A 26,319-nucleotide genomic window follows, 5' to 3' on the forward strand; every position below is an offset into this window, starting at 1 on the left:
AGCGTTTGTAACCTCTGGGCAGTTTATTCCTGGATCACGTCGGCACCCTTGGGGATGTCGAACTTGAACCGGGACGCAGGCACCGGCGTATTGGCCTTGACCCCGGTGAACAGGATATCGGTGCGCTGACCGACGCTGTCGATCAGGCGCATGTTGTTGATCACGCCATTGCCGAACGACAGTTGCAGGCTGTCAAACAGCGTGTCTTTGGATTTCGGCTTGAGGGTGAACTCAATCACGTTGCTGGTTTGCTTGGAGGTGATGTCGAAGCTGTCGTTTATTTTCGACACATCACCGGACAGCAGCAGCGCCGGGGTCTGATTCAGCCGCGGGTCGAGCTTCTTGATGGTCGCCTGCTCCAGGTCCGGGTCCCACAGCGTGACCTTCTGGCCGTCGGAGACGATGGTCTGCTCGGACTTGCCTTCGGTGTGCCAGTAGAACAGGCCGGGGCGCTGCACGGCCATCTCGCCGGCGGTTTCCTGCAAGCGGGTGCCGCCGGCGTCCAGGGTCAGCTGGGAGAAGCGCGCGGTGAGGGTCTGGGATTTGTCCAGCAGGTTTTTCAGGCTGGCGACGGAGGCCGGGTCGGCGTGGGCCGAAACAGCAGTCAGGGCCAGGGCCGGCAACAACAGCATGCGGATAAGGCGCATGGGAGTCCTCATTGAGTAATCAGGGCGCGCCGCGTGCTGCCACGCGGCGCGAGGTCAGTCGCGCGCCTGCCCGGGGGCAATGACTTCACGCGAGCCGTTGGTGTTCATTGCGGTGACGACGCCGGCGTTTTCCATCGATTCGATCATGCGCGCGGCGCGGTTGTAGCCGATCTTCAGCTTGCGCTGCACGGCGGAGATCGAGGCGCGACGGCTTTCCAGCACGAAGGCCACGGCCTCGTCGTAGAGCGCATCGGTTTCGGCATCATCGTCGCCACCGCCGCTGCCGCCGTCGAAGCCGCTGCCGGCCTCTTCCACACCGGCGAGGATGTCGTCGTTGTATTCCGGCGCACCGCGCAGTTTCCACGCTTCCACCACGCGGTGCACTTCATCATCGGACACGAAGGCGCCGTGCACGCGAATCGGCAGGCTGGTGCCGGGCGGCATGTAGAGCATGTCGCCGTGGCCCAGCAACTGCTCGGCGCCGCCCTGGTCGATGATGGTCCGTGAGTCGATCTTGCTCGACACCTGGAACGCCATGCGGGTCGGAATGTTGGCCTTGATCAGGCCGGTGATCACGTCCACCGACGGGCGTTGGGTGGCGAGGATCAGGTGGATACCGGCGGCACGCGCCTTCTGCGCGATCCGCGCGATCAGTTCTTCGACCTTCTTGCCGACGATCATCATCATGTCGGCAAATTCGTCGACCACCACCACGATGGTCGGCAGCTTGGTCAACAGCGGCGCCTCGTCGTGAATGCTTTCACGTTTGTACAGCGGATCGGTCAGCGGCGTGCCGGCGTCCTGGGCTTCCTTGACCTTGGCATTGAAGCCCGACAGGTTACGCACGCCCATCTTGGCCATCAGCTTGTAGCGCCGCTCCATCTCGGCCACGCTCCAGCGCAAGGCGTTGGCGGCGTCCTTCATGTCGGTGACCACCGGGCACAGCAGGTGCGGAATGCCTTCGTAGATCGACAGTTCGAGCATCTTCGGGTCGATCATGATCAGCTTGGCGTCGTCCGGGCCGGACTTGAACAGGATCGACAGGATCATCGCGTTCACGCCCACCGACTTACCGGAACCGGTGGTACCGGCCACCAGCAGGTGAGGCATTTTCGCCAGGTCCGTGATCACCGGCTTGCCGCCGATGTCATGACCCAGAGCCAGGGTGACCGGCGATTTGAAGTTGTCGTATTCCGGGGTCGACAGCACCTCGGAGAAGCGCACGATCTGGCGGTCCTCGTTGGGAATCTCGATACCCACGGTGGTCTTGCCGGGGATCACTTCCACCACGCGCACGCTGGTCACCGCCAGGGAACGCGCCAGGTCTTTGGCCAGGTTGGAAATACGGCTGACCTTTACACCGGCGGCCGGCTGGATTTCGTAACGGGTGATCACCGGGCCCGGGTGGATCGAGTCCACCGAGACTTCGACGCCGAATTCCTTGAGCTTGATTTCCAGCAGATGGCCGACTGCCGCCAGGGATTCCGGGGAATAGTTGAGTTGTTTCTTTTCGGCCGGGTCGAGAATCGAGATCGGCGGCAAGGTGCCTTCCACCGCGCTGTCGATGAACAACGGCGCCTGTTTCTCTTTCTGCACGCGATTGCTCGGCTCGGGAGCCTTTGTCGGTGCCGGGGCGATCACCGGCGGCACCTGCTTCTCGCGGTCCGACATGTGTTTGCTCAGGGCCTGCTCGCGCTCGATCAGGCGTTCCTTGACCTTGGCCTGCTCACGGCGGTCCGGCGTGGTCGGCGCGACCACCTCGTTGACGCGGGTGTCCACCTCGCGCAACTGCGCCACCATGCGTTTGCGCTCGACACGCGCCGACCACCAGCGGTTGGCTGCACCCTGGAACAGCTCCAGCAGGTCGAGGGTGATCTTGCCGGTCACGTCCATCACCTTGAACCACGACAGGTCGGTGAAAACCGTGAGGCCGAACAGGAACAGCGCGATGAACATCAGCGTGCTGCCCTGGATATTCAGGCTCTTGCGTGCCAGGTCGCCGAGGCTTTCGCCCAGCGCACCGCCCGCACCCGCCGGCAGACCGGTGGGCGCATGAAAGTGAATATGCGCCAGCGCGGCGCCGGACAGCACGAGGAATACCAGACCGATCAGGCGCCAGGAGAACAGCCAGCCGCTCCACTGCCACGGCTCGTGACGCTGGCGGAAGATCTGCCAGGTCTTGATCGCCAGCAGCAACGGGAAGATATAGGCGAAGTAACCCAACACCATGAACAGGATATCGGCGCTGTAGGAACCGGCAGGCCCGCCGAAGTTCTGCACGTCTTCGATCTTGCTGTTGTGGCTCCAGCCCGGATCGTCCTTGCCGTAGGTAAGCAAGGCCATCATCAGGAACAGGCACAGGGCACCGATGGCGATCAGCGCACCTTCCTTGAGTCGGTAGTGCAGGTGCTGGCGCCAGGCCGGCACGACTGCTGCTTTGGGTGTTGCGGCGGATTTCTTCAAAACGGGTCTTTTCCTGCGCCTTTGGCGCGTCCATCTGTTGAATGACTGCACATGCTGCCCAATCCGAGCAGCTGAAAAATGAACGAATGTCGGTAAATCTACTGTTAATACAGGGCGTTGGACAGGCGAAACGACGATAACGCCACGATGGCCGCATTGTACGGGTTTGCGTGCGTGATGCCACACACTTGCCCCTCACCCGCCAGCCTGGATAATTGGCGTGTCATGGCCTGTTCAATTTGAGCATGCATTGCCTTAGCTGACAAAGGCTTATGCGTGGTTTTTAGCATTCAAGGCAAGCTTGGCAAAGGGCCTGCATTGGCGCGACCCGATTACGACCGCACCCCTTGCGCAGAGTTGCAGAAACACTCGTTTACGCTAATACCCGACAATGTGCCCTTCGTACTGGCCGTGCGCTGCCACGTCGACAATAATCACCGCTCAAGCGGCAGGCGTCATATCTGCCACTCCCCTCCCCTTCTGCAAAGCCTGGATGCCATGCTGACCTGGTTACAACGCGATACCCTGACTTTTCCGCCGCTGGCCAAAGCCATGCGTGAACCCAATGGCTTGCTGGCCGCCGGTGGCGACCTGTCGGCCGAACGGCTGATCCAGGCTTACCGCCACGGCTGCTTTCCCTGGTTCTCCGAGGGGCAGCCGATTCTCTGGTGGTCGCCGGACCCGCGCACGGTGATATTCCCCGACGAACTGCATGTCTCACGCAGCCTGGGCAAGTTGCTGCGCCAGCAGCGTTACAGCGTGACGTACGATCAGGACTTCGCTGCGGTGATCCAGGCCTGCGCGGCGCCGCGCAGCTACGCCGACGGCACCTGGATCACCGAAGGCATCCAGAGCGCGTACCTGGCCCTGCATCAGCGCGGTTATGCGCATTCGGTGGAGGTATGGGACGGCGGTGAACTGGTGGGCGGGCTGTATGGCCTGGCGATGGGCCAGTTGTTCTTTGGCGAATCCATGTTCAGCCGCGCCGACAATGCCTCGAAATTCGGCTTTGTCACCCTTGCCCGGCAATTGCAGGCCTGGGGGTTCGTGCTGATCGACTGCCAGATGCCCAACGATCATCTGCACAGCCTGGGCGCCCGCGCCATCCCGCGCAGGGAATTCGCCGATTTCCTGCACAAACATCTGGATCAGCCCAACGCAGGCCCGTGGGTTTCCTAGGCGACATCCGCGCACCTGGCTTACACTTATTTCAACGCTTATCCCGAGGGTTGATCATGACCGAGCTGGCGCGCTTGAAGTTTTATGCCACTCAAGCCCACTCCTGCAGCTATCTGCCCGATGAGCAGGCCACCACGCTGTTCCTCGACCCCAGCCAGCCCATGGACGTGCATGTGTACGCCGACCTCTCGGAGATGGGATTTCGGCGCAGCGGCGATCACCTGTACCGACCACACTGCCAGCACTGCAATGCCTGCGTGCCAGCACGCATCCCGGTTACGCAGTTTGTGCCGGACCGCAACCAGAAGCGCATTCTCAAGCGCAACGCCGACCTGACGGTGACGCCGGCCCTGCCCAGGTTCACCGAGGAATACTTCGACCTCTATCAGCGCTATATCGAACAGCGGCATGCCGACGGCGATATGTTCCCGCCCAGCCGCGACCAGTTTTCCACCTTTCTGGTGCGTGACCTGCCCTTTTCACGTTTTTACGAGTTTCGCCTGGAAGGCCGCCTGGTGGCCGTCGCCGTCACCGACTTACTGCCCAACGGCCTGTCGGCGGTGTACACCTTCTATGAGCCCAAGGAAGAGCGCCGCAGCCTCGGACGTTTTGCAATCCTGTGGCAGATCGGCGAAACGCTGCGCCAGGAACTGGAGGCGGTGTACCTCGGTTACTGGATCAAAAACTGCCAAAAGATGAACTACAAGACCCAATATCGGCCCATTGAGCTGCTGATTAATCAAAGATGGGTCACGCTTAACTAGAACCCCTTGGCTTGAACACTCTTTTTCGGGCACAATGCACGCCGCTTTTGCCTGGCGCAGTTGCACCGGGCCATTCACTGGATACCGAGGGCTTTACTGCATGTCGAAAGAAGACAGCTTCGAAATGGAAGGCACTGTCGTCGACACCCTGCCCAACACCATGTTTCGTGTGGAGTTGGAAAATGGGCACGTCGTAACCGCGCATATCTCCGGCAAGATGCGCAAGAACTACATCCGTATTCTTACCGGTGACAAAGTGCGCGTCGAGCTGACGCCCTATGACTTGAGCAAAGGGCGCATCACTTACCGCGCTCGCTAAGCAAGTCAATACAAAACGCCCGGTTATGCCGGGCGTTTTTGTGTGTGCGTATTATTTATTTACCAACACCGCCCTCCCACATTTTGATCTCTGCTGTGTTGAAAGTGGATTGTTGACAGCAAAAAGGCGCCTTTCGGCGCCTTTTGTGTTGCTGTGGAGCGATCAGGCCATTTCTGCGGTGGTCTCGAACTCGAAGGTCAGCTCGCCATCCTTCAAATCGATATGCACCACCCCACCATGATCGGCCAGCTCGCCGAACAGGATCTCTTCGGCCAATGGCCGCTTGATCTTGTCCTGGATCAGACGCGCCATCGGGCGAGCGCCCATTGCCGCGTCGTAACCACCCTCGGCGATCCAGCTGCGCGCCGCTTCCGTTACGTCCAACTGCACGCGCTTGTCTTCCAGTTGCGCCTGAAGTTCGGTAAGGAATTTGTCCACCACGCTTTTGATAACCTCATGGCTGAGGCGACCAAACTGGATGATGGTGTCCAGACGGTTGCGGAACTCCGGCGTAAAGCTCTTCTTGATCACTTCCATTGCATCGGAAGAGTGATCCTGATGACTGAAGCCAATCGAAGCCCGCGCGGCGGTTTCGGCACCGGCGTTGGTGGTCATGATCACGATCACGTTGCGGAAGTCCGCCTTGCGCCCGTTGTTGTCGGTCAGGGTGCCGTGGTCCATCACCTGCAACAGCAGGTTGAAGACTTCCGGGTGGGCCTTCTCGATTTCATCGAGCAGCAGCACGCAATGCGGTTGCTTGGTGATCGCCTCGGTCAACAGACCGCCCTGGTCGAAACCGACATAGCCGGGTGGCGCACCGATCAGACGCGAAACGGTGTGGCGCTCCATGTATTCGGACATGTCGAAGCGCACCAGCTCAATGCCCATGGCCTTGGCCAGTTGCCGCGCCGCTTCGGTCTTGCCGACGCCGGTAGGACCTGCGAACAGGAACGAACCAACCGGTTTGTCCGGCGACTTGAGGCCCGCACGCGACAGCTTGATGGCTGTGGACAGCGAATCGATCGCCGCATCCTGGCCGAACACAGTGAGCTTGAGGTCACGTTCCAGGTTACGCAGCAGCTCCTTGTCGGAACTGGTGACGTGTTTTGGCGGAATCCGCGCGATCTTCGCCACGATGTCCTCAACCTGAGGCACATCAATGCGCTTCACACGTTTTTCGACCGGCTGCAGGCGCTGGTAGGCACCCGCCTCGTCAATCACGTCGATGGCCTTGTCCGGCATATGCCGGTCATTGATGTAGCGTGACGCCAGCTCGGCCGCCGCGCGCAACGCCTCATCGGTGTACTCGATGCCATGGTGCGCTTCGAAGCGCCCCTTGAGCCCGCGCAGAATGCCGATGGTGTCTTCGACAGAAGGCTCGGAAACATCGACTTTCTGGAAGCGCCGTGCCAGCGCACGGTCTTTCTCGAAGATGCCGCGAAATTCCTGGAATGTCGTCGAACCGATGCAACGGATATCACCCGACGACAATAATGGCTTGAGCAGGTTGGAAGCATCCATCACCCCGCCGGACGCCGCACCGGCACCGATGATGGTGTGGATTTCGTCGATGAACAGAATGGCTTGCGGGCGTTTTTTCAGCTCGCCGAGCAACGCCTTGAAGCGCTTCTCGAAGTCGCCACGGTACTTGGTACCGGCGAGCAACGCGCCGAGATCAAGGGAGTAGACGACGCTGTTGGCCAGCAGATCCGGCACCTGGTTGTCGACGATGCGCTTGGCCAGGCCTTCGGCAATCGCGGTCTTGCCAACGCCCGCCTCACCCACCAGCAACGGGTTGTTCTTGCGCCGACGTGCAAGGATCTGCGCCACGCGCTCGACTTCAAGCTCACGCCCTACCAGCGGATCGATCCGCCCCTGGCGCGCCAGTTCGTTGAGGTTGCTGGCATAAGCGTCCAGCGGGTTGCTTGAAGAAGAAGACTCACCGCCCTCGTCGTCCTGCATATCCTGCTCACCCTCGGAATGATCGCCGTGCCCGGGCACCTTGGAGATACCGTGGGCGATGTAATTGACCACATCGATACGGGCCACGCTCTGCTGCTTGAGCAGGAACACGGCCTGGCTTTCCTGTTCGCTGAAGATGGCCACAAGCACATTGGCGCCGGTGACTTCACGCTTGCCGGAGCTCTGAACGTGGAACACTGCACGCTGCAAGACCCGCTGAAAGCCCAGGGTTGGCTGGGTTTCGCGGTCCTCGTCATGCACGGGGATCAGCGGCGTGGTGGAGTCGATAAACTCCTGCAGGTCATGCTTGAGTTTGTCGAGGTTGGCGCCGCACGCACGTAGAACGGTGGCGGCAGCTTCGTTATCCAAAAGTGCCAGCAGCAGGTGCTCGACGGTCATGAATTCATGACGCTTCGAACGAGCCTCCTTGAAGGCAAGATTGAGGGTGACTTCGAGCTCGCGGTTTAACATAGCTTCACCTCATACCCAAGTGGTCGGCGTTAACCGTCCTTCTCGATTTCACAGAGTAGCGGATGCTGGCTTTCCCTGGCGTACTGGTTGACCTGCATGGCCTTTGTCTCGGCGATGTCGCGGGTAAACACTCCACATACTGCTCGTCCTTCTGTGTGAACGGCCAGCATTACCTTGGTCGCCAACTCGCGGTTCAGGTTAAAAAACACCTCGAGCACTTCGACCACGAAATCCATCGGTGTGTAGTCATCATTGAACAAAACCACCTTGTACATCGGCGGCGCCTGTAAAGCAGGCTTGGCCTCCTGAACAGCAATGCCTGCAGAACCGTCGTCATCGTGTTGGTGATCCGGGCGATCCTGATTGAAGGTTAGTCGAATCTGGCTGATTGCGTGCATGGAAAGAAAGGTTCGTCAGTGGTTCAATAACAGTGGTGGGGGCGGGCTGTCAGAATTTCAACTCCCGACGGCGGGTCGCCTTGACTATCGGCAAATCGGTGTTACAACCAATAGAACCCACAGTGGGTAAAAAAGGTCCGCGCAGTCAACCTTATTTATTCGGGTTAGGACGGATAAACTGGATGATACTCCAGTGATGGAGTCTGGTGCAGAGGGATATGGTATGTCTGGCGTCAAGATCAATGGCAAGGTCAAATGGTTTAACAATGCCAAAGGCTACGGCTTCATTAATGAAATCGGGAAAAATGAAGACCTCTTTGCGCATTATTCGGCGATTACCATGGATGGGTATAAAACGCTGAAAGCGGGCCAGGAAGTGACGTTTGAGGTTATCCAGGGGCCCAAGGGGCTGCATGCCGTCGCTATCTGTGCGGCTTGCGCGGCAGACTCAAGCAAAACCCACGACGAGGCACACGAGAAAACCGCTGACAACGAGGCCTCCCCATCAAAGGTTAAACAACCGGCCTGACCCGCCACCCCGGTATAGAGCCTAAAAAAACCGGCCACTTTGACTGAAAAGGTGGCCGTTTTTTTTTGGGGCTGCTTACATATGCGAAATCAACGCCTCGCCAAAGCCCGACGACGACACCAGCGTGGCCCCGTCCATCAGGCGTTCGAAGTCATACGTCACAGTCTTGGCCGAAATAGCCCCGTTAGTGCCCTTAATGATCAGGTCTGCTGCCTCGGTCCAGCCCATATGGCGCAACATCATTTCCGCCGACAGAATCAGCGAGCCCGGGTTGACCTGGTCCTTGCCTGCGTACTTGGGCGCCGTCCCATGGGTAGCCTCGAACATGGCCACGGTGTCGGACAGGTTGGCCCCCGGCGCAATGCCGATCCCCCCCACTTCCGCCGCCAGCGCATCGGACAGGTAGTCACCGTTCAGGTTGAGCGTGGCGATCACGTCATATTCAGCCGGCCGCAGCAGGATCTGCTGAAGCATGGCGTCGGCAATGGCGTCCTTGACCACCACCTTCCTGCCCGTTTTGGGATTTTTGAACTGCATCCATGGGCCGCCGTCGAGCAGGGTCGCGCCAAATTCCTTCTCGGCGATGCCGTAGGCCCACTCCTTAAAGGCGCCCTCGGTGAACTTCATGATGTTGCCTTTGTGCACGATGGTCAGCGACTCACGGTCATTGTCCACCACGTACTGCAGGGCCTTGCGCGCCAGACGCTCGGTACCTTCTTTAGAGACGGGCTTGACGCCAATCCCGCAATCCTGGTCGAAGCGGATCTTGGTGACGCCCATTTCCTCCTTGAGAAACTTGATCACCTTGATCGCTTCCGGCGAGCCGGCCTTCCATTCGATGCCTGCGTAAATGTCCTCGGAGTTTTCGCGGAAGATGGTCATGTCCACATCCCCTGGCTTTTTCACCGGGCTGGGTACACCTTCGAACCAGCGTACCGGGCGCAGGCACACGTACAGGTCCAGTTGCTGGCGCAGGGCCACGTTCAGCGAACGGATCCCGCCGCCCACTGGCGTGGTCAGCGGGCCCTTGATGGACACCACGTAATCCTTGACCGCATCGAGGGTTTCCTGGGGCAGCCAGGTGTCCTGATCGTAGACCTGAGTGGCCTTCTCGCCGGCATACACCTCCATCCAGGAGATTTTGCGCTTGCCACCGTAGGCCTTTTCAACCGCTGCATCGACCACCTTGATCATCACCGGGCTGATGTCGACGCCGATGCCATCACCTTCAATGTAAGGGATGATCGGGTGGTCAGGCACATTGAGCGAATGGTCTGCATTAACGGTGATTTTGTCGCCGACGGCCGGAACCTGAATCTTCTGGTATCCCATGCTGAACTCCATCTATGGATTGAACATCTGGCTGCGTTCGAGCCTACTCCAGATAAATGACACCTGACACCTGGCGCCCTGCTCATTTGCATCGAAAACAGCATCATTTGTCGCCTACAAGCTTTATACCCATGGCAAAATCGCCAATCCTGAGCACATCGCGCAACCTCAAGCCTGCCTCGCCCGCCTGCGACCTTTAGACCAATGGACGACACACCTTTTGTGTGAAGGCTCTGCGTGAGCATAGCGACCTATGTATAATGCCGCCGCTGACCCAAGAGTCACGACGGCTGACCGCTCTGGAACAGGTGCCTTCAGCTGCCGAGCCGGACTACTACAATAGTCCACCCGCTTGACGCTCGACTGATGCAACTCAACATCACCGCGAAGAAACCTCGACATTTCGCTCATGGATGACTTTGAACGAACGCGCTCAACCCAGGCGCATCTCGAGTTTCTGCGCACGCTTTCAGCAAATGAAGAGAGTTAATCCGAATATGCCCACCCGCTCGAAGATCATCTATACCTTCACCGACGAAGCCCCGGCCCTCGCCACCTATTCATTGCTGCCTATCGTAGAGGCCTTCACCGCTTCCGCTGATATTGCCGTGGAAACCCGCGACATTTCCCTCGCCGGGCGCATCCTCGCAAGCTTCCCCGAGCAACTGGGCGCCAAGGCTGTAGCGGACCACCTCGCCGAACTGGGCGACCTGGCCGTAACCCCTGAAGCCAACATCATCAAGCTGCCTAACATCAGCGCCTCGACCCCGCAGCTGCAAGCCGCGATCAAGGAACTGCAGGCCCAGGGCTATGCCCTGCCGGACTACCCGGAAACCGTAACCACCGACGCGGAAAAAGAAACCCGTGCGCGTTACGACAAGGTCAAGGGCAGCGCCGTGAACCCGGTACTGCGCGAAGGCAACTCCGACCGCCGCGCACCGCTGTCGGTCAAGAACTACGCGCGCAAGCACCCGCATAAAATGGGCGCCTGGACAGCTGACTCCAAGTCCCACATCGCGCACATGAGCAATGGCGACTTCTACGGCAGCGAAAAATCCGTACAGATCGACGCCGCTGACGCAGTGAAGATCGAACTGGTCGCTCAGGACGGCACTGCCAGCGTCCTCAAAGAAAAGACCTCGGTACAGGCCGGCGAAATCATCGACACCGCCGTGCTGAGCAAAAACGCACTGCGCAGCTTCATCGCCGCCGAAATCGAAGACGCCAAGAAACAGGGCGTGCTGCTGTCGGTTCACCTCAAAGCCACCATGATGAAGGTGTCCGACCCGATCATGTTCGGCCAGATCGTTGCCGAGTTCTATAAGGACGCCCTGGCCAAGCACGCCGCCGTGCTTGAGCAGATCGGCTTCAACCTGAACAACGGCATCGGCGACCTGTACGCACGCATCAAGGCCCTGCCGGCCGAGCAGCAAGCGCAGATCGAAGCGGATATCCAGGCGGTCTACGCCGCTCGCCCATCCCTGGCGATGGTCAACTCCGACAAGGGCATCACCAACCTGCACGTGCCGAGCGACGTGATCGTCGACGCCTCGATGCCGGCAATGATCCGTGACTCCGGCAAGATGTGGGGCACCGACGGCCAGTTGCACGACACCAAGGCCGTGATCCCGGATCGCTGCTACGCGACCATCTACCAGGCGGTCATCGAAGACTGCAAGGCTCATGGCGCCTTCGACCCGACTACCATGGGCAGCGTGCCGAACGTGGGCCTGATGGCCAAGAAAGCCGAAGAGTACGGTTCCCACGACAAGACGTTCCAGATCAAGGCTGACGGCGTTGTGCGCGTCACCGACAGCAAGGGCAACCTGCTGATGGAACAGACCGTCGAAGCCGGCGACATCTTCCGCATGTGCCAGACCAAGGACGCGCCGATTCAGGACTGGGTCAAGCTCGCCGTCAACCGTGCCCGCGCCAGCGACACCCCGGCCATCTTCTGGCTCGATCCGCAGCGCGCGCACGATGGTGTCGTGGTCGAAAAAGTTCAGGCCTACCTGAAAGACCACAACACCGAAGGCCTGGACATCCGCATCATGTCGCCGGTCGACGCGATGAAGTTCACCCTGGAGCGCACCCGCAAGGGCCTGGACACCATCTCGGTGACCGGCAACGTCCTGCGCGACTACCTGACCGACCTGTTCCCGATCATGGAACTGGGCACCAGCGCCAAGATGCTGTCGATCGTGCCGCTGATGAACGGCGGCGGCCTGTTCGAAACCGGCGCCGGCGGTTCGGCGCCCAAGCACGTGCAGCAACTGCTGGAAGAAAACTTCCTGCGCTGGGACTCCCTGGGCGAATTCCTGGCCCTGGCCGCGTCCCTTGAGCATCTGGGTGTGACGTACAACAACCCGAAAGCCTTGGTACTGTCCAAAACCCTGGACCAGGCCACCGGCCAGTTCCTCGACAACAACAAGTCGCCTTCGCGCAAAGTCGGCAACATCGACAACCGCGGCAGTCACTTCTACCTGGCGCTGTACTGGGCCCAGGCCCTGGCCGCCCAGACTGAAGATACCGCGCTGCAGGCGCAGTTCGGCGAACTGGCGAAAACCCTGGCCGCGAACGAAGCAACCATCGTTGCCGAGCTCAACGCCGTACAGGGCAAGCCTGTGGACATCGGTGGCTACTACGCGCCGAACCCTGAGCTGACCAGCAAGGCCATGCGCCCGAGCAATACGCTCAATGCGGCGATTGCCAAGTTGAAGTAAGGCTGTAGCGCAGTACCACGAACCCCGGCCGAGTGCCGGGGTTTGTGTTTCCACCGCTCAGTCACTGAAGAAACCCGATCAAACTGTGGCAGGGGGCTTGCTCCCACCCACACTGGCATAGAGAGACTTGCCCATGACCTGGCTCCCCCACATCACCGTCGCCACCCTCGTCGAAGACAACGGCCGCTTCCTGATGGTCGAAGAACTCAAGGGCGGCCGCGCCGTGCTCAATCAGCCCGCCGGGCATCTGGAGCCCAATGAGACCCTCACCGAAGCCGCCGTGCGCGAAACCCTCGAAGAAACCGGCTGGGACGTCGAAGCCACCGGCATCGTCGGCATTTATCTCTACACCGCACCGAGCAATGGCGTGACCTACCAGCGTGTATGCTTTATCGCCAAAGCGCTTAAGCACCACACCGACTATCAACTCGACGAAGGCATCCTGCGCGCCCGCTGGCTGTCCCGCGACGAATTGATCGCCCTGCGCGCCGACTGGCGCAGCGAGCTGATCATCCGCTGTATCGATGATTATCTGGCCGGCCAGAAGCACAGTCTGGAATTGATCCGCCCTTCTCTTTAGCCTTAGCGGCTGCGGCCTGCTAGAATCGCGTCCTTTTTCAAGACACCCGTTGAAACCCTATGCGTGATCCAGCCCCTTCTGACACACAAAAGAAGCGCGTCATCGTCGGCATGTCCGGCGGCGTGGATTCTTCCGTTTCCGCCGTTCTGCTCATGGAGCAGGGTTATGAGGTGGAAGGCCTGTTCATGAAGAACTGGGAAGAAGACGATGGAACGGAATACTGCACCGCCATGGACGACCTGGCGGATGCCCAGGCCGTGTGCGACAAGATCGGCATCAAGCTGCACACCGCCAACTTCGCCGCCGAGTACTGGGACAATGTGTTCGAGCACTTCCTGGCCGAATACAAGGCCGGCCGCACGCCGAACCCGGACATTCTGTGCAACCGCGAAATCAAGTTCAAGGCGTTCCTCGACTACGCCCTGATGCTCGGCGCCGACCTGATCGCCACCGGGCATTATGTGCGCCGCCGCGATATCGATGGCCGCACCGAATTGCTCAAGGGCCTGGACCCGAACAAGGACCAGAGCTACTTCCTGCACGCCGTCGGCGGCGAACAGATCGCCAAGACCCTGTTCCCGGTGGGCGAACTGGAAAAACCCGAAGTGCGCAGGATCGCCGAGCAACACGGCCTGGCCACCGCCAAGAAGAAGGACTCCACCGGCATCTGCTTTATCGGTGAGCGCCGTTTCAGCGATTTTCTCAAGCAGTACCTGCCGGCGCAGCCGGGCGAGATCAAAACCCCTTCAGGCGAAGTGATCGGCCGCCACCACGGCCTGATGTACCACACCATCGGCCAGCGCCAGGGCCTGGGCATCGGCGGCTTGAAGGACGCCGGCGAAGAGCCGTGGTACGTGCTGGTCAAGGACCTGGAACACAACGTGCTGGTCGTCGGCCAGGGCAACGAGCACCCTCTGCTGTTCTCCGGCGCGCTGCTCGCTTCCGAGATCTACTGGGTCAACCCTGTAGACCTCAGCACGCCGCGTCGCCTGACCGCCAAGGTGCGCTATCGCCAGGGCGACCAGCCCTGCACCCTGGAAAAAACCGCCAACGGCTACCGCGCCACCTTCGACGACCCGCAACGCGCGGTCACGCCAGGCCAGTCCGTGGTGTTCTACGACGGCGAAATCTGCCTGGGCGGCGGCGTGATTGAAGTCGCGCAAGCCTGGAGCCACCCGGCATGAGCCCGACCCAGGAGCAATTGACGGCGCTCGGCGGCGTGTTCCTCGCGGCGGTGCTGGTGGACAAGATCGCCAGAACCGGCCAGGTCACCGAAGCCGGCCTGACCTGCATGCTCGGCAGCCTGCTGATCCGCGACCCCAAGGACACTCTGGAAGTCTACGGTGGCGACGATCTGGCGCTGCGTGAAGGCTACCGCGCACTGATCGGCGCCCTGGAGCGCGACCCCAGCACCCTGCAGCGCGAGCCGTTGCGCTACGCCCTGTCGATGCTCGGCCTGGAGCGTCAACTGGCCAAGCGCGACGACCTGCTCGACACCATCGGCAAACGCCTGCCGCAGATCCAGTCCCAGGTCGAACACTTCGGCCCGGCCCACGAAAACGTGGTCGCCGCCTGCGGCGCGCTGTACCAGGACACCCTGAGCACCCTGCGCCAGCGCATCCAGGTGCACGGCGACATGCGCAACCTGCAGCAACCGAACAACGCCTCGAAGATCCGCGCCCTGCTGCTGGCCGGTATTCGTTCGGCGCGGTTGTGGCGTCAGTTGGGCGGCCATCGCTGGCAGCTGGTGATCAGCCGACGCAAATTGCTCAAAGAGCTTTACCCGTTGATGCGCAACGAATAAGTCGCCGCAACAGACTGTTTTCACGCCGCTACGCGTAATACGCCGGTCAGTTGGCAACGGACCGGCGGATCTTTTCATGTATGATACGCGCCCCATTTCGTTGCCCGACTGTCCGAGAGCACCCCATGCAGCTTTCTTCGCTCACTGCGGTTTCCCCTGTTGACGGCCGCTACGCCGGCAAAACCCAGGCCCTGCGCCCTATTTTCAGCGAGTACGGCCTGATCCGTGCGCGCGTGCTGGTTGAAGTGCGCTGGCTCCAGCGCCTGGCCGCTCACCCTGGCATCAGCGAAGTGCCGGCGTTCTCCGCCGAAGCCAACGCAGTGCTCAACACCCTGGCGGACAACTTCGCCCTGGAGCACGCCGAGCGTGTGAAAGAGATCGAGCGCACCACCAACCACGACGTCAAAGCCATTGAGTACCTGCTCAAGGAGCAGGCGGCCAAGCTGCCGGAACTGGCCCAGGTCAGCGAGTTCATCCACTTTGCCTGCACCAGCGAGGACATCAACAACCTGTCCCACGCCCTGATGCTGCGCGAAGGCCGTGATGACGTGATGCTGCCGCTGATGCGCCAGACTGCCGAGGCCATCCGTGAGCTGGCCATCCGTTTCGCCGCCGTGCCGATGCTGTCGCGTACCCACGGTCAGCCGGCGTCGCCGACCACTTTGGGCAAAGAACTGGCCAACGTGGTGTATCGCCTGGAACGCCAGATCGCTCAGGTGGCGGCCGTGCCGTTGCTGGGCAAGATCAACGGCGCCGTGGGCAACTACAACGCGCACCTCTCGGCCTACCCCGAGATCGACTGGGAAGAAAACGCCCGCGCCTTCATCGAAGACGAGCTGGGCCTGGGCTTCAACCCCTACACCACGCAGATCGAACCCCACGACTACATCGCCGAGCTGTTCGACGCCATTGCGCGCTTCAACACCATCCTGATCGACTTCGACCGTGATATCTGGGGCTACATCTCCCTGGGCTACTTCAAGCAGCGCACCATTGCCGGCGAAATCGGTTCCTCGACCATGCCGCACAAGGTCAACCCGATCGATTTCGAAAACTCCGAAGGCAACCTCGGCATCGCCAACGCACTGTTCCAGCACCTGGCCAGCAAGTTGCCGATCTCCCGCTGGCAGCGCGACCTGACCGACTCCACCGTACTGCGCAACCTCGGCGTGGGCTTTGCCCATAGCGTGATCGCGTACGAAGCCAGCCTCAAAGGCATCAGCAAGCTTGAGCTCAACGAGCAGAAAATCGCCGCTGACCTGGACGCTTGCTGGGAAGTGCTGGCCGAGCCGATCCAGACCGTGATGCGCCGCTACAACATCGAAAACCCCTACGAAAAGCTGAAAGAATTGACGCGCGGCAAGGGCATCAGCCCTGAAGCGCTGCAAACTTTCATCGACGGCCTGGACATGCCAGCCGCGGCCAAAGCCGAGCTGAAACTGCTGACGCCGGCCAACTACATCGGCAACGCTGTCGCGCAAGCCAAGCGCATCTGACCATCGCAAGACCCTTGAGACGCCCGGCCGCGCCGGGCGTTTTCATTTCAGTCTTAAAAGTGCTTTTTTTCAATAGGTTACACATGAATCCTGATATCCCTCTTCAACTCTTGGGCGGCATCACGGCACGGGAGTTCCTGCGCGACTACTGGCAGAAGAAACCCTTGCTGATCCGTCAGGCCATCCCCGATTTCGAAAGCCCGATCGACGCCGACGAACTGGCAGGCCTGGCGCTGGAAGAAGAAGTCGAATCGCGCCTGGTGATCGAGCATGGCGAACGTCCATGGGAACTGCGTCGCGGGCCGTTCGCCGAAGACGCTTTCAGCACCCTGCCCGAGCGCGAGTGGACCCTGCTGGTGCAGGCGGTTGACCAGTTCGTGCCGGAAGTGGCCGAGCTGCTGCAACAGTTCCGCTTCCTGCCGAGCTGGCGCATTGACGACGTGATGATCAGCTTCGCCGCACCGGGCGGCAGCGTGGGCCCGCACTTCGACAATTACGACGTGTTCCTGCTGCAGGCCCAGGGCAAGCGCAACTGGAAGATCGGCCAGATGTGCAACTCGGAGAGCCCGCTGCTGCAGCATGCCGACCTGCGCATCCTCGCCGACTTCGAAGAAAGCGCCGAATGGGTGCTGGAGCCGGGCGACATGCTCTACCTGCCGCCGCGCCTGGCCCATTTTGGCATCGCCGAAGACGACTGCATGACCTACTCGGTGGGTTTCCGCGCGCCAAGCGCCGCCGAAGTGCTGACCCACTTCACCGACTTCCTCAGCCAGTACCTGACCGACGAAGAACGCTACACCGACGCCGATGCACAGCCGGTCAGCGACCCACACCAGATCCAGAGCGACGCCCTCGACCGCCTCAAGAGCCTGCTGGCCGAGCACATGAGCGACGAGCGCATGCTGCTCACCTGGTTCGGCCAGTTCATGACCGAGCCGCGCTACCCGGAATTGGTGGCCGGCGAAGAGCTGGGCGAAGACGACTTCATTGCCAGCCTGCAGGACGGCGCGATCCTGGTGCGCAACCCAAGCGCGCGCCTGGCCTGGTCGGAAGTCGACGACGACGTGCTGCTGTTCGCCAGCGGCCAGAGCCGCTACCTGCCAGGCAAGCTGCGCGAGCTGCTGAAGCTGGTGTGCTCGGCCGATGCGCTGCACAGCGACAACCTCGGCCCATGGCTGGCCGACGAAGACGGCCGTGACCTGCTGTGCGAGCTGGTCAAGCAGGGCAGCCTGGGGTTCGCCGATGAATAGGATTCACGTAAGTGTCGCGGACTGGCGAAAGGATATCGACGAGATTCGGCGCATTCGTGAAGCGGTGTTTATCGCGGAACAATCGGTTCCACCCGAGCTGGAGTGGGACGCGGACGACGCGGGTGCCATGCATTTTCTGGCGTTTGAAGGCGACTTTCCCATTGGCACCGCGCGCCTGCTGCCCAGCGGCGAGATCGGCCGCGTGTCGGTACTTAAAGACTGGCGTGGACTGAGAGTGGGCGACAAGCTGATGGAAGCGGTGATCGGCGTGGCCGAGCAACGCGGGCAGACCCGGCAGTTCCTCAGTGCGCAGGTGTACGCGGCGCCGTTTTACGAGCGGCTGGGCTTCAAGATTGTCAGCGATGAGTTTCTTGAGGTCGGGATTCCGCATGTGGATATGGTGCGCGGGGACTGATCCAGGACCGCGTCGCAGCTATCGGGGGCAAGCCCCCTCCCACATTTTGACAGAGTACATCTTCAAGTGTGGGAGGGGCTTGCCCCCGATGGCTGTTTCAGCAACACCATAAAATGCCCTGCCTTGCCAGGGCATTTTGCTGCCTGATATTCAACTTGCGCCCTGCCAGGCCGACAAACTGGCACTATCAAGCCAAATGAATTGCAGAGATCACGGACATGTCCCTACGCACCCTGCTCACCGCCCTCCTCCTGACCACCAGCGTGTCAGCCATGGCCGACACGGCCGTGGTCGACCTGAGCAACCGCACCAGCGCCGACCTGCTGCCCGTGGCGCAAAACTTCATTGGCAAGGACGGCACCGTCAGCGCCTATGGCAATCAGCTGATCGTCAATGCGCAACCGGATAAAATCGAGGGTTTGCGCGCCCTGCTCGCGCAGCTGGACACACCCGCCAAGCGTCTGCTGATCACCGTCGACACCCATGAAAACAACCAGCAAACCAATGGTCAGGTGATTAGCTACAGCACCGAGAGCCATGAAGGCGGCATCCAGCAGATCCAGGCCAGCGAAGGCGTGCCCGCACTGATCCAGGTGGGCCAGAGCGTGCCGCTGACCAGCACTCAGCAGGACAGTTACGGTCGCCTGCAGAATCAGACCCAGTACCGCAATGTCACCCAGGGTTTCTACGTCACGGCCAGCGTCACCGGCGAGACCGTTCACCTGGCGATCAGTACCAACCGTGACCGTATGAGCCAGGAACGTCCCGATGTAGTGAATGTGCAAAGTACCGACACAACCGTCAGCGGTCGTCTGGGCGAGTGGATTTCCCTGGCCGGCATCAACCGCGCGACTCAAGCCGACAAATCCTCTACAACCCGCAGCTACTCTACTCAGGGCCGCGATGACCTGACTGTACGGGTCAAAGTCGACAGCCTGAACTGAGGCACCAAAAACTGACTGACAAGTCGCACAAAGGCAAATATGTAGTGCTTTTAAAAAAGCACTACAAAACATTTGACGCCCCAAAAAAGGCTGTGCATGATGGCCTCGCTCCCGCTAATCCAGGGCCCTGGCAAGGGGCCCTTGAACCCTAACAAGACGCGACGACGAGGTTTATCTCCATGGCACTGACACGCGAACAGCAAATTGCAGCCCTCGAAAAAGACTGGGCTGAAAACCCACGCTGGAAAGGCGTGACCCGCGCTTATTCGGCTGCTGACGTCGTCCGCCTGCGCGGCTCGGTTCAACCTGAGCACACCTTTGCCAAACTCGGCGCCGAGAAGCTGTGGAACCTGGTCACCCAGGGTGCCAAGCCGTCCTTCCGCCCCGACAAGGATTTCGTCAACTGCATGGGCGCCCTCACCGGCGGCCAGGCCGTGCAGCAGGTAAAAGCCGGTATCCAGGCGATCTACCTGTCCGGCTGGCAAGTGGCGGCGGACAACAACTCCGCCGAATCCATGTACCCCGACCAGTCGCTGTACCCGGTGGACTCGGTGCCGACCGTGGTCAAGCGCATCAACAACTCGTTCCGCCGTGCCGACCAGATCCAGTGGAAAGCCGGCAAAGGCCCGGGCGACGAAGGCTACATCGACTACTTCGCCCCCATCGTGGCCGATGCCGAAGCCGGTTTCGGCGGCGTACTCAACGCCTACGAACTGATGAAAAGCATGATCGAGGCAGGCGCTGCCGGCGTGCACTTCGAAGACCAGTTGGCCTCGGTGAAAAAATGCGGCCACATGGGCGGCAAGGTATTGGTTCCGACCCAGGAGGCGGTACAGAAGCTGACCGCTGCGCGCCTGGCCGCCGACGTGGCCGGCACCCCGACCATTATCCTTGCCCGTACCGACGCCAACGCGGCCGACCTCTTGACGTCCGATTGCGATCCGTACGACCAGCCGTTCGTGACCGGCGAACGCACTCAGGAAGGTTTCTACAAGGTGCGCGCCGGCCTCGACCAGGCCATCGCCCGTGGCCTGGCCTACGCGCCGTATGCCGACCTGATCTGGTGCGAAACCGCCAAGCCGGATCTGGACGAAGCGCGTCGTTTCGCCGAAGCGATCAAGAAGGAATACCCGGACCAGCTGCTGTCCTACAACTGCTCGCCGTCCTTCAACTGGAAGAAGAACCTGGACGACGCGACCATCGCCAAGTTCCAGCGCGAACTGTCGGCCATGGGCTACAAGCACCAGTTCATCACCCTGGCCGGCATTCACAACATGTGGCACAGCATGTTCAACCTGGCGCACGACTACGCCCGCAACGACATGACCGCCTACGTGAAGCTGCAGGAGCAGGAGTTCGCTGACGCCGCCAAGGGCTACACCTTCGTGGCGCACCAGCAGGAAGTGGGCACCGGCTACTTCGACGACATGACCACCGTGATCCAGGGCGGCACCTCGTCGGTGACTGCGCTGAAGGGTTCGACTGAAGAAGAGCAGTTCCACTAAATAACGCGTACACGGCCACTGCGGCCCCAGGGAAGACCTAACTGCAGTGCCGCGCAACAATCACGCCCCGACTGGTTCGGGGCGTTTTTTTGCCTGCACAAAACCTACCGATGCACTACAGACCAAATGTGGGAGGGGGCTTGCTCCCGATAGCGGTGGATCAGCAACAGATGAGTTGGCTGATACTCAGCTATCCGGAGCAAGCCCCCTCCCACAAGGAATTTTGCGCAAAACATTGATCCAGAGCGGTATTCGCACACACCGAATCGGTTAAAAGAATCGCTGCGACAACTAAGCGACACTCAAGCAAGTAACGGCAACTTCCCCCGCCACATGAGAAACAATCGCTTAAACCCCACGCAAACAATATTCATTATCATTTGGCCACTGAAAACTTCGTTATAGCTTAAACAAGACGTAATTGATTCAAAGCCCGCTAATGCCCGCAGAGCAAGGGCTACAGCCCCACAAAGGTGCACTATGTGCTTCATCCACCGAATAATTTCGCCGCAGGAATTTTACTTGCCCGGTGTTTAGCCATAAAATCACCGGGATTGATTGCAGTGCGACATATCGTCACTGCATCGTTACTTTTTCGAGCCCAGAGACCTTTGCTCTCTGTTAAGGATTTCCAGCATGACCGAAGCGACAGGACTCATCGCCCACAACTGGGGCTTTGCCATTTTCCTCCTCGGTGTTGTGGGGCTTTGCGCCTTCATGCTCGGCGTCTCCAGCCTCCTCGGGTCAAAAGCCTGGGGGCGCAGCAAGAATGAACCGTTCGAATCCGGCATGCTGCCTACAGGTGGCGCCCGCTTGCGGCTCTCAGCCAAATTCTATCTGGTCGCGATGCTCTTCGTGATCTTCGATATCGAAGCCCTTTTTCTCTTTGCCTGGTCTGTGTCCGTCCGCGAAAGCGGCTGGACCGGATTCGTCGAAGCCCTCGTTTTCATAGCAATTCTGTTGGCAGGCCTTGTCTACCTATTTCGAGTGGGCGCCCTTGACTGGGCTCCGGAAGCTCGTCGCAAGCGGCAAGCGAAGCTGAAACAATGAGGCTTTGGCGATGCAATACAATCTCACCAGGATCGACCCGGATGCTCCTAACGATCAGTACCCCATCGGCGAACGGGAAACCGTCTCCGATCCGTTAGAAGACCAAGTCCACAAAAACATCTACATGGGCAAGCTCGAAGACGTGCTGAGTGGCGCGGTCAACTGGGGGCGTAAAAACTCCCTGTGGCCGTACAACTTCGGCCTTTCGTGCTGCTACGTGGAAATGACCACCGCCTTCACGGCGCCCCACGACATCGCGCGCTTTGGCGCCGAAGTTATCCGGGCATCGCCGCGCCAGGCGGACTTCATGGTTATCGCCGGTACCTGCTTTATCAAGATGGCGCCGATCATTCAGCGCCTCTACGAGCAAATGCTCGAGCCAAAGTGGGTTATCTCCATGGGTTCGTGCGCCAACTCCGGTGGCATGTACGACATCTACTCCGTGGTTCAGGGGGTGGACAAGTTCCTGCCCGTGGACGTCTACGTGCCTGGCTGCCCGCCCCGCCCTGAAGCTTTTCTGCAAGGCTTGATGTTGCTGCAGGAGTCGATTGGCAAGGAGCGTCGCCCGCTTTCCTGGGTCGTCGGCGATCAAGGCGTGTACCGCGCCGAGATGCCGTCACAAAAGGAACAGCGCCGCGAACAGCGAATCGCAGTCACCAACCTGCGCAGCCCCGACGAAGTCTGATCCAGCCCGCTTCTTTTATAGAACGAACACCTGGCCTCATTCTTTACGTTGACCGAAAGCGATAAAAAACCATGACTACAGGCAGTGCTCTGTACATCCCGCCTTATAAGGCAGACGACCAGGACGTGGTTGTCGAACTCAATAACCGTTTTGGCCCTGACGCCTTCACCGCCCAGGCCACACGCACCGGTATGCCGGTGCTGTGGGTGGCGCGGGCCAAGCTCGTCGAAGTCCTGAGCTTCCTGCGCAACCTGCCCAAGCCGTACGTCATGCTCTATGACCTGCATGGCGTGGACGAGCGTCTGCGCACCAAGCGCCAGGGGCTGCCCAGCGGCGCCGATTTCACCGTGTTCTACCACCTGATGTCGCTGGAACGTAACAGCGATGTGATGATCAAGGTTGCCCTCAGCGAAGGCGACCTGAGCGTGCCGACCGTCACCGGTATCTGGCCCAACGCAAGCTGGTACGAGCGCGAAGTCTGGGACATGTTCGGTATCGACTTCCCGGGCCACCCGCACCTCACGCGCATCATGATGCCGCCGACGTGGGAAGGTCACCCGTTGCGCAAGGACTACCCTGCGCGCGCCACCGAATTCGACCCCTTCAGCCTGACCCTGGCCAAGCAACAGCTCGAAGAAGAAGCCGCACGCTTCCGCCCGGAAGACTGGGGCATGAAACGCTCCGGCACCAACGAGGACTACATGTTCCTCAACCTGGGCCCGAACCACCCTTCAGCTCACGGTGCCTTCCGCATCATCCTGCAACTGGACGGCGAAGAAATCGTCGACTGCGTGCCCGATATCGGCTACCACCACCGTGGTGCCGAAAAAATGGCCGAGCGTCAGTCCTGGCACAGCTTCATTCCGTACACCGACCGTATCGACTACCTCGGCGGCGTAATGAACAACCTGCCGTACGTGCTCTCGGTCGAGAAGCTCGCCGGTATCAAGGTGCCGGACCGCGTCGACACCATCCGCATCATGATGGCCGAGTTCTTCCGCATCACCAGCCACCTGCTGTTCCTGGGTACCTACATCCAGGACGTGGGCGCCATGACTCCGGTGTTCTTTACCTTCACCGACCGTCAACGCGCCTACAAGGTCATCGAAGCCGTCACCGGTTTCCGCCTGCACCCGGCCTGGTACCGCATCGGCGGCGTGGCGCATGACCTGCCGAACGGCTGGGAACGTCTGGTCAAGGAATTCATCGACTGGATGCCCAAGCGTCTGGACGAGTACCAAAAGGCCGCGCTGGACAACAGCATCCTCAAGGGCCGCACCATCGGCGTCGCGCAATACAACACCAAAGAGGCCCTGGAATGGGGCGTCACCGGTGCCGGCCTGCGTTCCACCGGTTGCGACTTCGACCTGCGTAAAGCGCGCCCGTACTCCGGCTATGAGAACTTCGAATTCGAGATTCCGACGGCCGCCAATGGCGATGCCTACGACCGCTGCATCGTGCGCGTCGAAGAAATGCGCCAGAGCCTGAAGATCATCGAGCAATGCATGCGCAACATGCCGGCCGGCCCGTACAAGGCGGATCACCCGCTGACGACGCCGCCGCCCAAGGAGCGCACGCTGCAGCACATCGAAACCCTGATCACGCACTTCCTGCAGGTTTCGTGGGGCCCGGTCATGCCGGCCAACGAATCCTTCCAGATGATTGAAGCGACCAAGGGTATCAACAGTTATTACCTGACGAGCGATGGCGGCACCATGAGCTACCGCACCCGGATTCGTACCCCAAGCTTCCCGCACCTGCAGCAGATCCCTTCGGTGATCAAAGGTGAAATGGTCGCGGACTTGATTGCGTACCTGGGTAGTATCGATTTCGTTATGGCCGACGTGGACCGCTAAGCATGAACAGCACGCTTATCCAGACAGACCGTTTCACCTTGAGTGAAACCGAGCGCTCGGCCATCGAGCACGAGCTGCATCACTACGAAGACCCGCGCGCGGCGTCGATCGAAGCCCTGAAGATCGTGCAGAAGGAACGTGGCTGGGTGCCGGACGGCGCCCTCTACGCCATCGGCGAGATCCTCGGCATCCCCGCCAGCGACGTTGAAGGTGTGGCCACGTTCTACAGCCAGATCTTCCGTCAGCCGGTGGGTCGCCACATCATTCGCGTGTGCGACAGCATGGTCTGCTACATCGGTGGCCACGAATCGGTGGTCAGCGAAATCCAGAACAAGCTCGGCATTGGCCTGGGCCAGACCACCGCAGACGGCCGCTTCACGCTGCTGCCGGTGTGCTGCCTGGGCAACTGCGACAAGGCGCCGGCGTTGATGATCGACGACGACACATTCGGTGACGTACAGCCTGCTGGCGTGACCCAATTGCTCGAGGGCTACCCATGACCCTGACCTCTTTCGGCCCGGCCAACCTGATCAAGCGTTCGGCCGAGACCCACCCGCTGACCTGGCGCCTGCGTGACGACGGCGAGCCGGTCTGGCTCGACGAGTACCAGACCAAGAACGGCTACGCCGCTGCACGCAAGGCCTTCGCCGACATGGCCCAGGACGATATCGTCCAGACCGTGAAAGACGCCGGCCTCAAGGGTCGCGGCGGCGCGGGCTTCCCCACCGGCGTGAAGTGGGGCCTGATGCCCAAGGACGAATCCATCAACATCCGTTACCTTTTGTGTAACGCGGATGAAATGGAGCCGAACACCTGGAAAGACCGCATGCTGATGGAGCAACTGCCCCATCTGCTGATCGAAGGCATGCTGATCAGCGCGCGCGCACTCAAGACCTACCGTGGCTACATCTTCCTGCGTGGCGAATACACCACCGCCGCCAAGCACCTCAACCGCGCCGTGGCAGAAGCCAAGGCAGCCGGCCTGCTGGGCAAGAACATCCTCGGTTCCGGTTTTGACTTCGAACTGTTCGTGCACACCGGCGCCGGGCGTTATATCTGCGGTGAAGAAACCGCACTGATCAACTCCCTCGAAGGCCGCCGCGCCAACCCGCGCTCCAAGCCACCCTTCCCTGCCGCCGTGGGCGTGTGGGGCAAGCCGACCTGCGTGAACAACGTCGAAACCCTGTGCAACGTGCCGGCGATCATTGCCGACGGCGTGGACTGGTACAAATCGTTGGCCCGCGAAGGCAGTGAAGACATGGGCACCAAGCTCATGGGTTTCTCCGGCAAGGTCAAGAACCCTGGCCTGTGGGAGCTGCCGTTCGGCGTGACTGCACGCGAGCTGTTCGAGGACTACGCCGGCGGCATGCGCGACGGCTACACCTTGAAAGCCTGGCAGCCAGGCGGCGCCGGTACCGGCTTCCTGCTCCCTGAACACCTCGACGCACAAATGTATGCCGGCGGTATCGGCAAGGTCGGCACCCGGATGGGTACCGGCCTGGCGATGGCGGTGGACAACACGGTGAACATGGTTTCATTGCTGCGCAACATGGAGCAGTTCTTCGCGCGTGAATCGTGCGGTTTCTGCACCCCATGCCGCGACGGTTTGCCGTGGAGCGTGAAGCTGCTGATGGCCCTGGAAAACGGCGAAGGCCGCGAGGGGGATATCGAAACCCTGCTCGGCCTGGTCGGCTTCCTCGGCCCAGGCAAGACCTTCTGTGCTCACGCACCGGGCGCCGTGGAGCCATTGGGCAGCGCAATCAAATACTTCCGCCCTGAATTCGAGGCCGGCATCGCGCCCACCCGCGCGGGCGAGCTGACTCAGGTGGTATCGCCGACCATGGTCGGCGCGTAACGCTTTAAAAGGCGAAGGGCCCGTGCCCTTCGCTTTCTCATGTGCTGACGCCTTGATGGCTGTATCGATGCACATGAATAACAAGATTCCAT

At 60.5% G+C, this 26,319-nt stretch carries 23 protein-coding genes; 18 read left to right on the forward strand and 5 right to left on the reverse strand.

From position 1 onward, the window contains the following. Positions 1–23: 23 nt before the first annotated feature. Together lolA and RHM60_RS06065 are read right to left on the reverse strand one after the other, a co-directional pair. On the reverse strand, positions 24–647 hold the full coding sequence (gene lolA / locus RHM60_RS06060) for an outer membrane lipoprotein chaperone LolA (protein ID WP_057007506.1): 624 nt from the start codon (positions 645–647) through the stop codon (positions 24–26). Positions 648–701: 54 nt separating this feature from the next. Further along, on the reverse strand, positions 702–3,110 hold the full coding sequence (locus tag RHM60_RS06065; RefSeq protein ID WP_209982818.1) for a DNA translocase FtsK: 2,409 nt from the start codon (positions 3,108–3,110) through the stop codon (positions 702–704). A gap of 498 nt (positions 3,111–3,608) precedes the next feature. On the opposite strand from RHM60_RS06065, the gene aat reads away from it, so the two are divergent. From aat to infA, 3 genes are all read left to right on the forward strand, one after another. Continuing rightward, positions 3,609–4,289 carry a leucyl/phenylalanyl-tRNA--protein transferase gene (gene aat, locus RHM60_RS06070; RefSeq protein ID WP_209982820.1) on the forward strand — a complete coding sequence of 227 codons (681 nt, stop codon included), beginning with the start codon at positions 3,609–3,611 and terminating at the stop codon, positions 4,287–4,289. Between the two features lie 56 nt (positions 4,290–4,345). After that, positions 4,346–5,053 carry an arginyltransferase gene (locus RHM60_RS06075; protein ID WP_322213947.1) on the forward strand — a complete coding sequence of 236 codons (708 nt, stop codon included), beginning with the start codon at positions 4,346–4,348 and terminating at the stop codon, positions 5,051–5,053. A gap of 100 nt (positions 5,054–5,153) precedes the next feature. Next, positions 5,154–5,372, forward strand: coding sequence for a translation initiation factor IF-1 (gene infA, locus RHM60_RS06080; RefSeq protein WP_002553999.1), 219 nt, complete (start codon positions 5,154–5,156; stop codon positions 5,370–5,372). 162 nt (positions 5,373–5,534) lie between these two features. On the opposite strand, the gene clpA is transcribed toward infA, so the two are convergent. Beyond that, positions 5,535–7,805, reverse strand: a complete 2,271-nt coding sequence (gene clpA / locus RHM60_RS06085) for an ATP-dependent Clp protease ATP-binding subunit ClpA (RefSeq protein WP_057007510.1) — start codon at positions 7,803–7,805, stop codon at positions 5,535–5,537. A 29-nt stretch (positions 7,806–7,834) separates the two neighbouring features. Next, complete coding sequence (gene clpS, locus RHM60_RS06090) at positions 7,835–8,203, reverse strand: ATP-dependent Clp protease adapter ClpS (protein WP_057007511.1); 369 nt, start codon at positions 8,201–8,203, stop codon at positions 7,835–7,837. A 223-nt stretch (positions 8,204–8,426) separates the two neighbouring features. On the opposite strand from clpS, the gene cspD reads away from it, so the two are divergent. Then, positions 8,427–8,732, forward strand: a complete 306-nt coding sequence (gene cspD / locus RHM60_RS06095) for a cold shock domain-containing protein CspD (protein WP_209982824.1) — start codon at positions 8,427–8,429, stop codon at positions 8,730–8,732. A gap of 75 nt (positions 8,733–8,807) precedes the next feature. Here the strand turns inward: cspD and icd are convergent, their stop codons facing one another. Then, a complete protein-coding gene (icd, locus tag RHM60_RS06100; RefSeq protein ID WP_322213948.1) occupies positions 8,808–10,064 on the reverse strand; it encodes an NADP-dependent isocitrate dehydrogenase in 1,257 nt (418 codons plus the stop codon). A gap of 497 nt (positions 10,065–10,561) precedes the next feature. Between icd and RHM60_RS06105 the strand changes: the two genes are divergently transcribed. The 14 genes from RHM60_RS06105 (at position 10,562) to nuoF (ending at position 26,227) form a co-directional block, all read left to right on the forward strand. Next, a complete protein-coding gene (locus RHM60_RS06105) occupies positions 10,562–12,787 on the forward strand; it encodes an NADP-dependent isocitrate dehydrogenase (protein ID WP_322213949.1) in 2,226 nt (741 codons plus the stop codon). A gap of 133 nt (positions 12,788–12,920) precedes the next feature. Beyond that, positions 12,921–13,367 (forward strand): NUDIX hydrolase, encoded by a 447-nt coding sequence (locus RHM60_RS06110; RefSeq protein ID WP_209982831.1) that lies wholly within the window; start codon positions 12,921–12,923, stop codon positions 13,365–13,367. Between the two features lie 59 nt (positions 13,368–13,426). Next, entirely contained in the window at positions 13,427–14,551 is a 1,125-nt protein-coding gene (gene mnmA / locus RHM60_RS06115) for a tRNA 2-thiouridine(34) synthase MnmA (protein ID WP_322213950.1), read from the forward strand. After that, positions 14,548–15,171 carry a high frequency lysogenization protein HflD gene (hflD, locus tag RHM60_RS06120; protein WP_209982835.1) on the forward strand — a complete coding sequence of 208 codons (624 nt, stop codon included), beginning with the start codon at positions 14,548–14,550 and terminating at the stop codon, positions 15,169–15,171. The genes mnmA and hflD overlap by 4 nt, the downstream gene beginning before the upstream one ends. 125 nt (positions 15,172–15,296) lie before the next feature. Then, the gene (purB, locus tag RHM60_RS06125; protein ID WP_209982837.1) at positions 15,297–16,667 is read left to right on the forward strand and encodes an adenylosuccinate lyase; all 1,371 of its coding nucleotides are present in this window, start codon (positions 15,297–15,299) and stop codon (positions 16,665–16,667) included. Between the two features lie 83 nt (positions 16,668–16,750). Beyond that, a complete protein-coding gene (locus tag RHM60_RS06130) occupies positions 16,751–17,917 on the forward strand; it encodes a cupin domain-containing protein (protein WP_322213951.1) in 1,167 nt (388 codons plus the stop codon). Further along, positions 17,910–18,332 (forward strand): GNAT family N-acetyltransferase, encoded by a 423-nt coding sequence (locus RHM60_RS06135; RefSeq protein ID WP_209982841.1) that lies wholly within the window; start codon positions 17,910–17,912, stop codon positions 18,330–18,332. The genes RHM60_RS06130 and RHM60_RS06135 overlap by 8 nt, the downstream gene beginning before the upstream one ends. 218 nt (positions 18,333–18,550) lie before the next feature. Next, entirely contained in the window at positions 18,551–19,276 is a 726-nt protein-coding gene (locus RHM60_RS06140; RefSeq protein WP_322213953.1) for a secretin N-terminal domain-containing protein, read from the forward strand. Positions 19,277–19,455: 179 nt separating this feature from the next. Further along, on the forward strand, positions 19,456–20,781 hold the full coding sequence (aceA, locus tag RHM60_RS06145) for an isocitrate lyase (RefSeq protein WP_209982845.1): 1,326 nt from the start codon (positions 19,456–19,458) through the stop codon (positions 20,779–20,781). A gap of 636 nt (positions 20,782–21,417) precedes the next feature. Continuing rightward, positions 21,418–21,831, forward strand: coding sequence for an NADH-quinone oxidoreductase subunit A (locus RHM60_RS06150; RefSeq protein ID WP_015372409.1), 414 nt, complete (start codon positions 21,418–21,420; stop codon positions 21,829–21,831). Positions 21,832–21,841: 10 nt separating this feature from the next. Beyond that, complete coding sequence (locus tag RHM60_RS06155; protein WP_012724951.1) at positions 21,842–22,516, forward strand: NuoB/complex I 20 kDa subunit family protein; 675 nt, start codon at positions 21,842–21,844, stop codon at positions 22,514–22,516. A 71-nt stretch (positions 22,517–22,587) separates the two neighbouring features. Beyond that, a complete protein-coding gene (nuoC, locus tag RHM60_RS06160) occupies positions 22,588–24,372 on the forward strand; it encodes an NADH-quinone oxidoreductase subunit C/D (protein ID WP_209982847.1) in 1,785 nt (594 codons plus the stop codon). Positions 24,373–24,374: 2 nt separating this feature from the next. Continuing rightward, the gene (nuoE, locus tag RHM60_RS06165) at positions 24,375–24,872 is read left to right on the forward strand and encodes an NADH-quinone oxidoreductase subunit NuoE (protein ID WP_056861694.1); all 498 of its coding nucleotides are present in this window, start codon (positions 24,375–24,377) and stop codon (positions 24,870–24,872) included. After that, a complete protein-coding gene (gene nuoF, locus RHM60_RS06170; protein ID WP_003232078.1) occupies positions 24,869–26,227 on the forward strand; it encodes an NADH-quinone oxidoreductase subunit NuoF in 1,359 nt (452 codons plus the stop codon). The genes nuoE and nuoF overlap by 4 nt, the downstream gene beginning before the upstream one ends. Positions 26,228–26,319 lie beyond the last annotated feature (92 nt).

It is taken from the genome of Pseudomonas sp. MH9.3, assembly GCF_034354675.1.
GTDB lineage: Bacteria > Pseudomonadota > Gammaproteobacteria > Pseudomonadales > Pseudomonadaceae > Aquipseudomonas.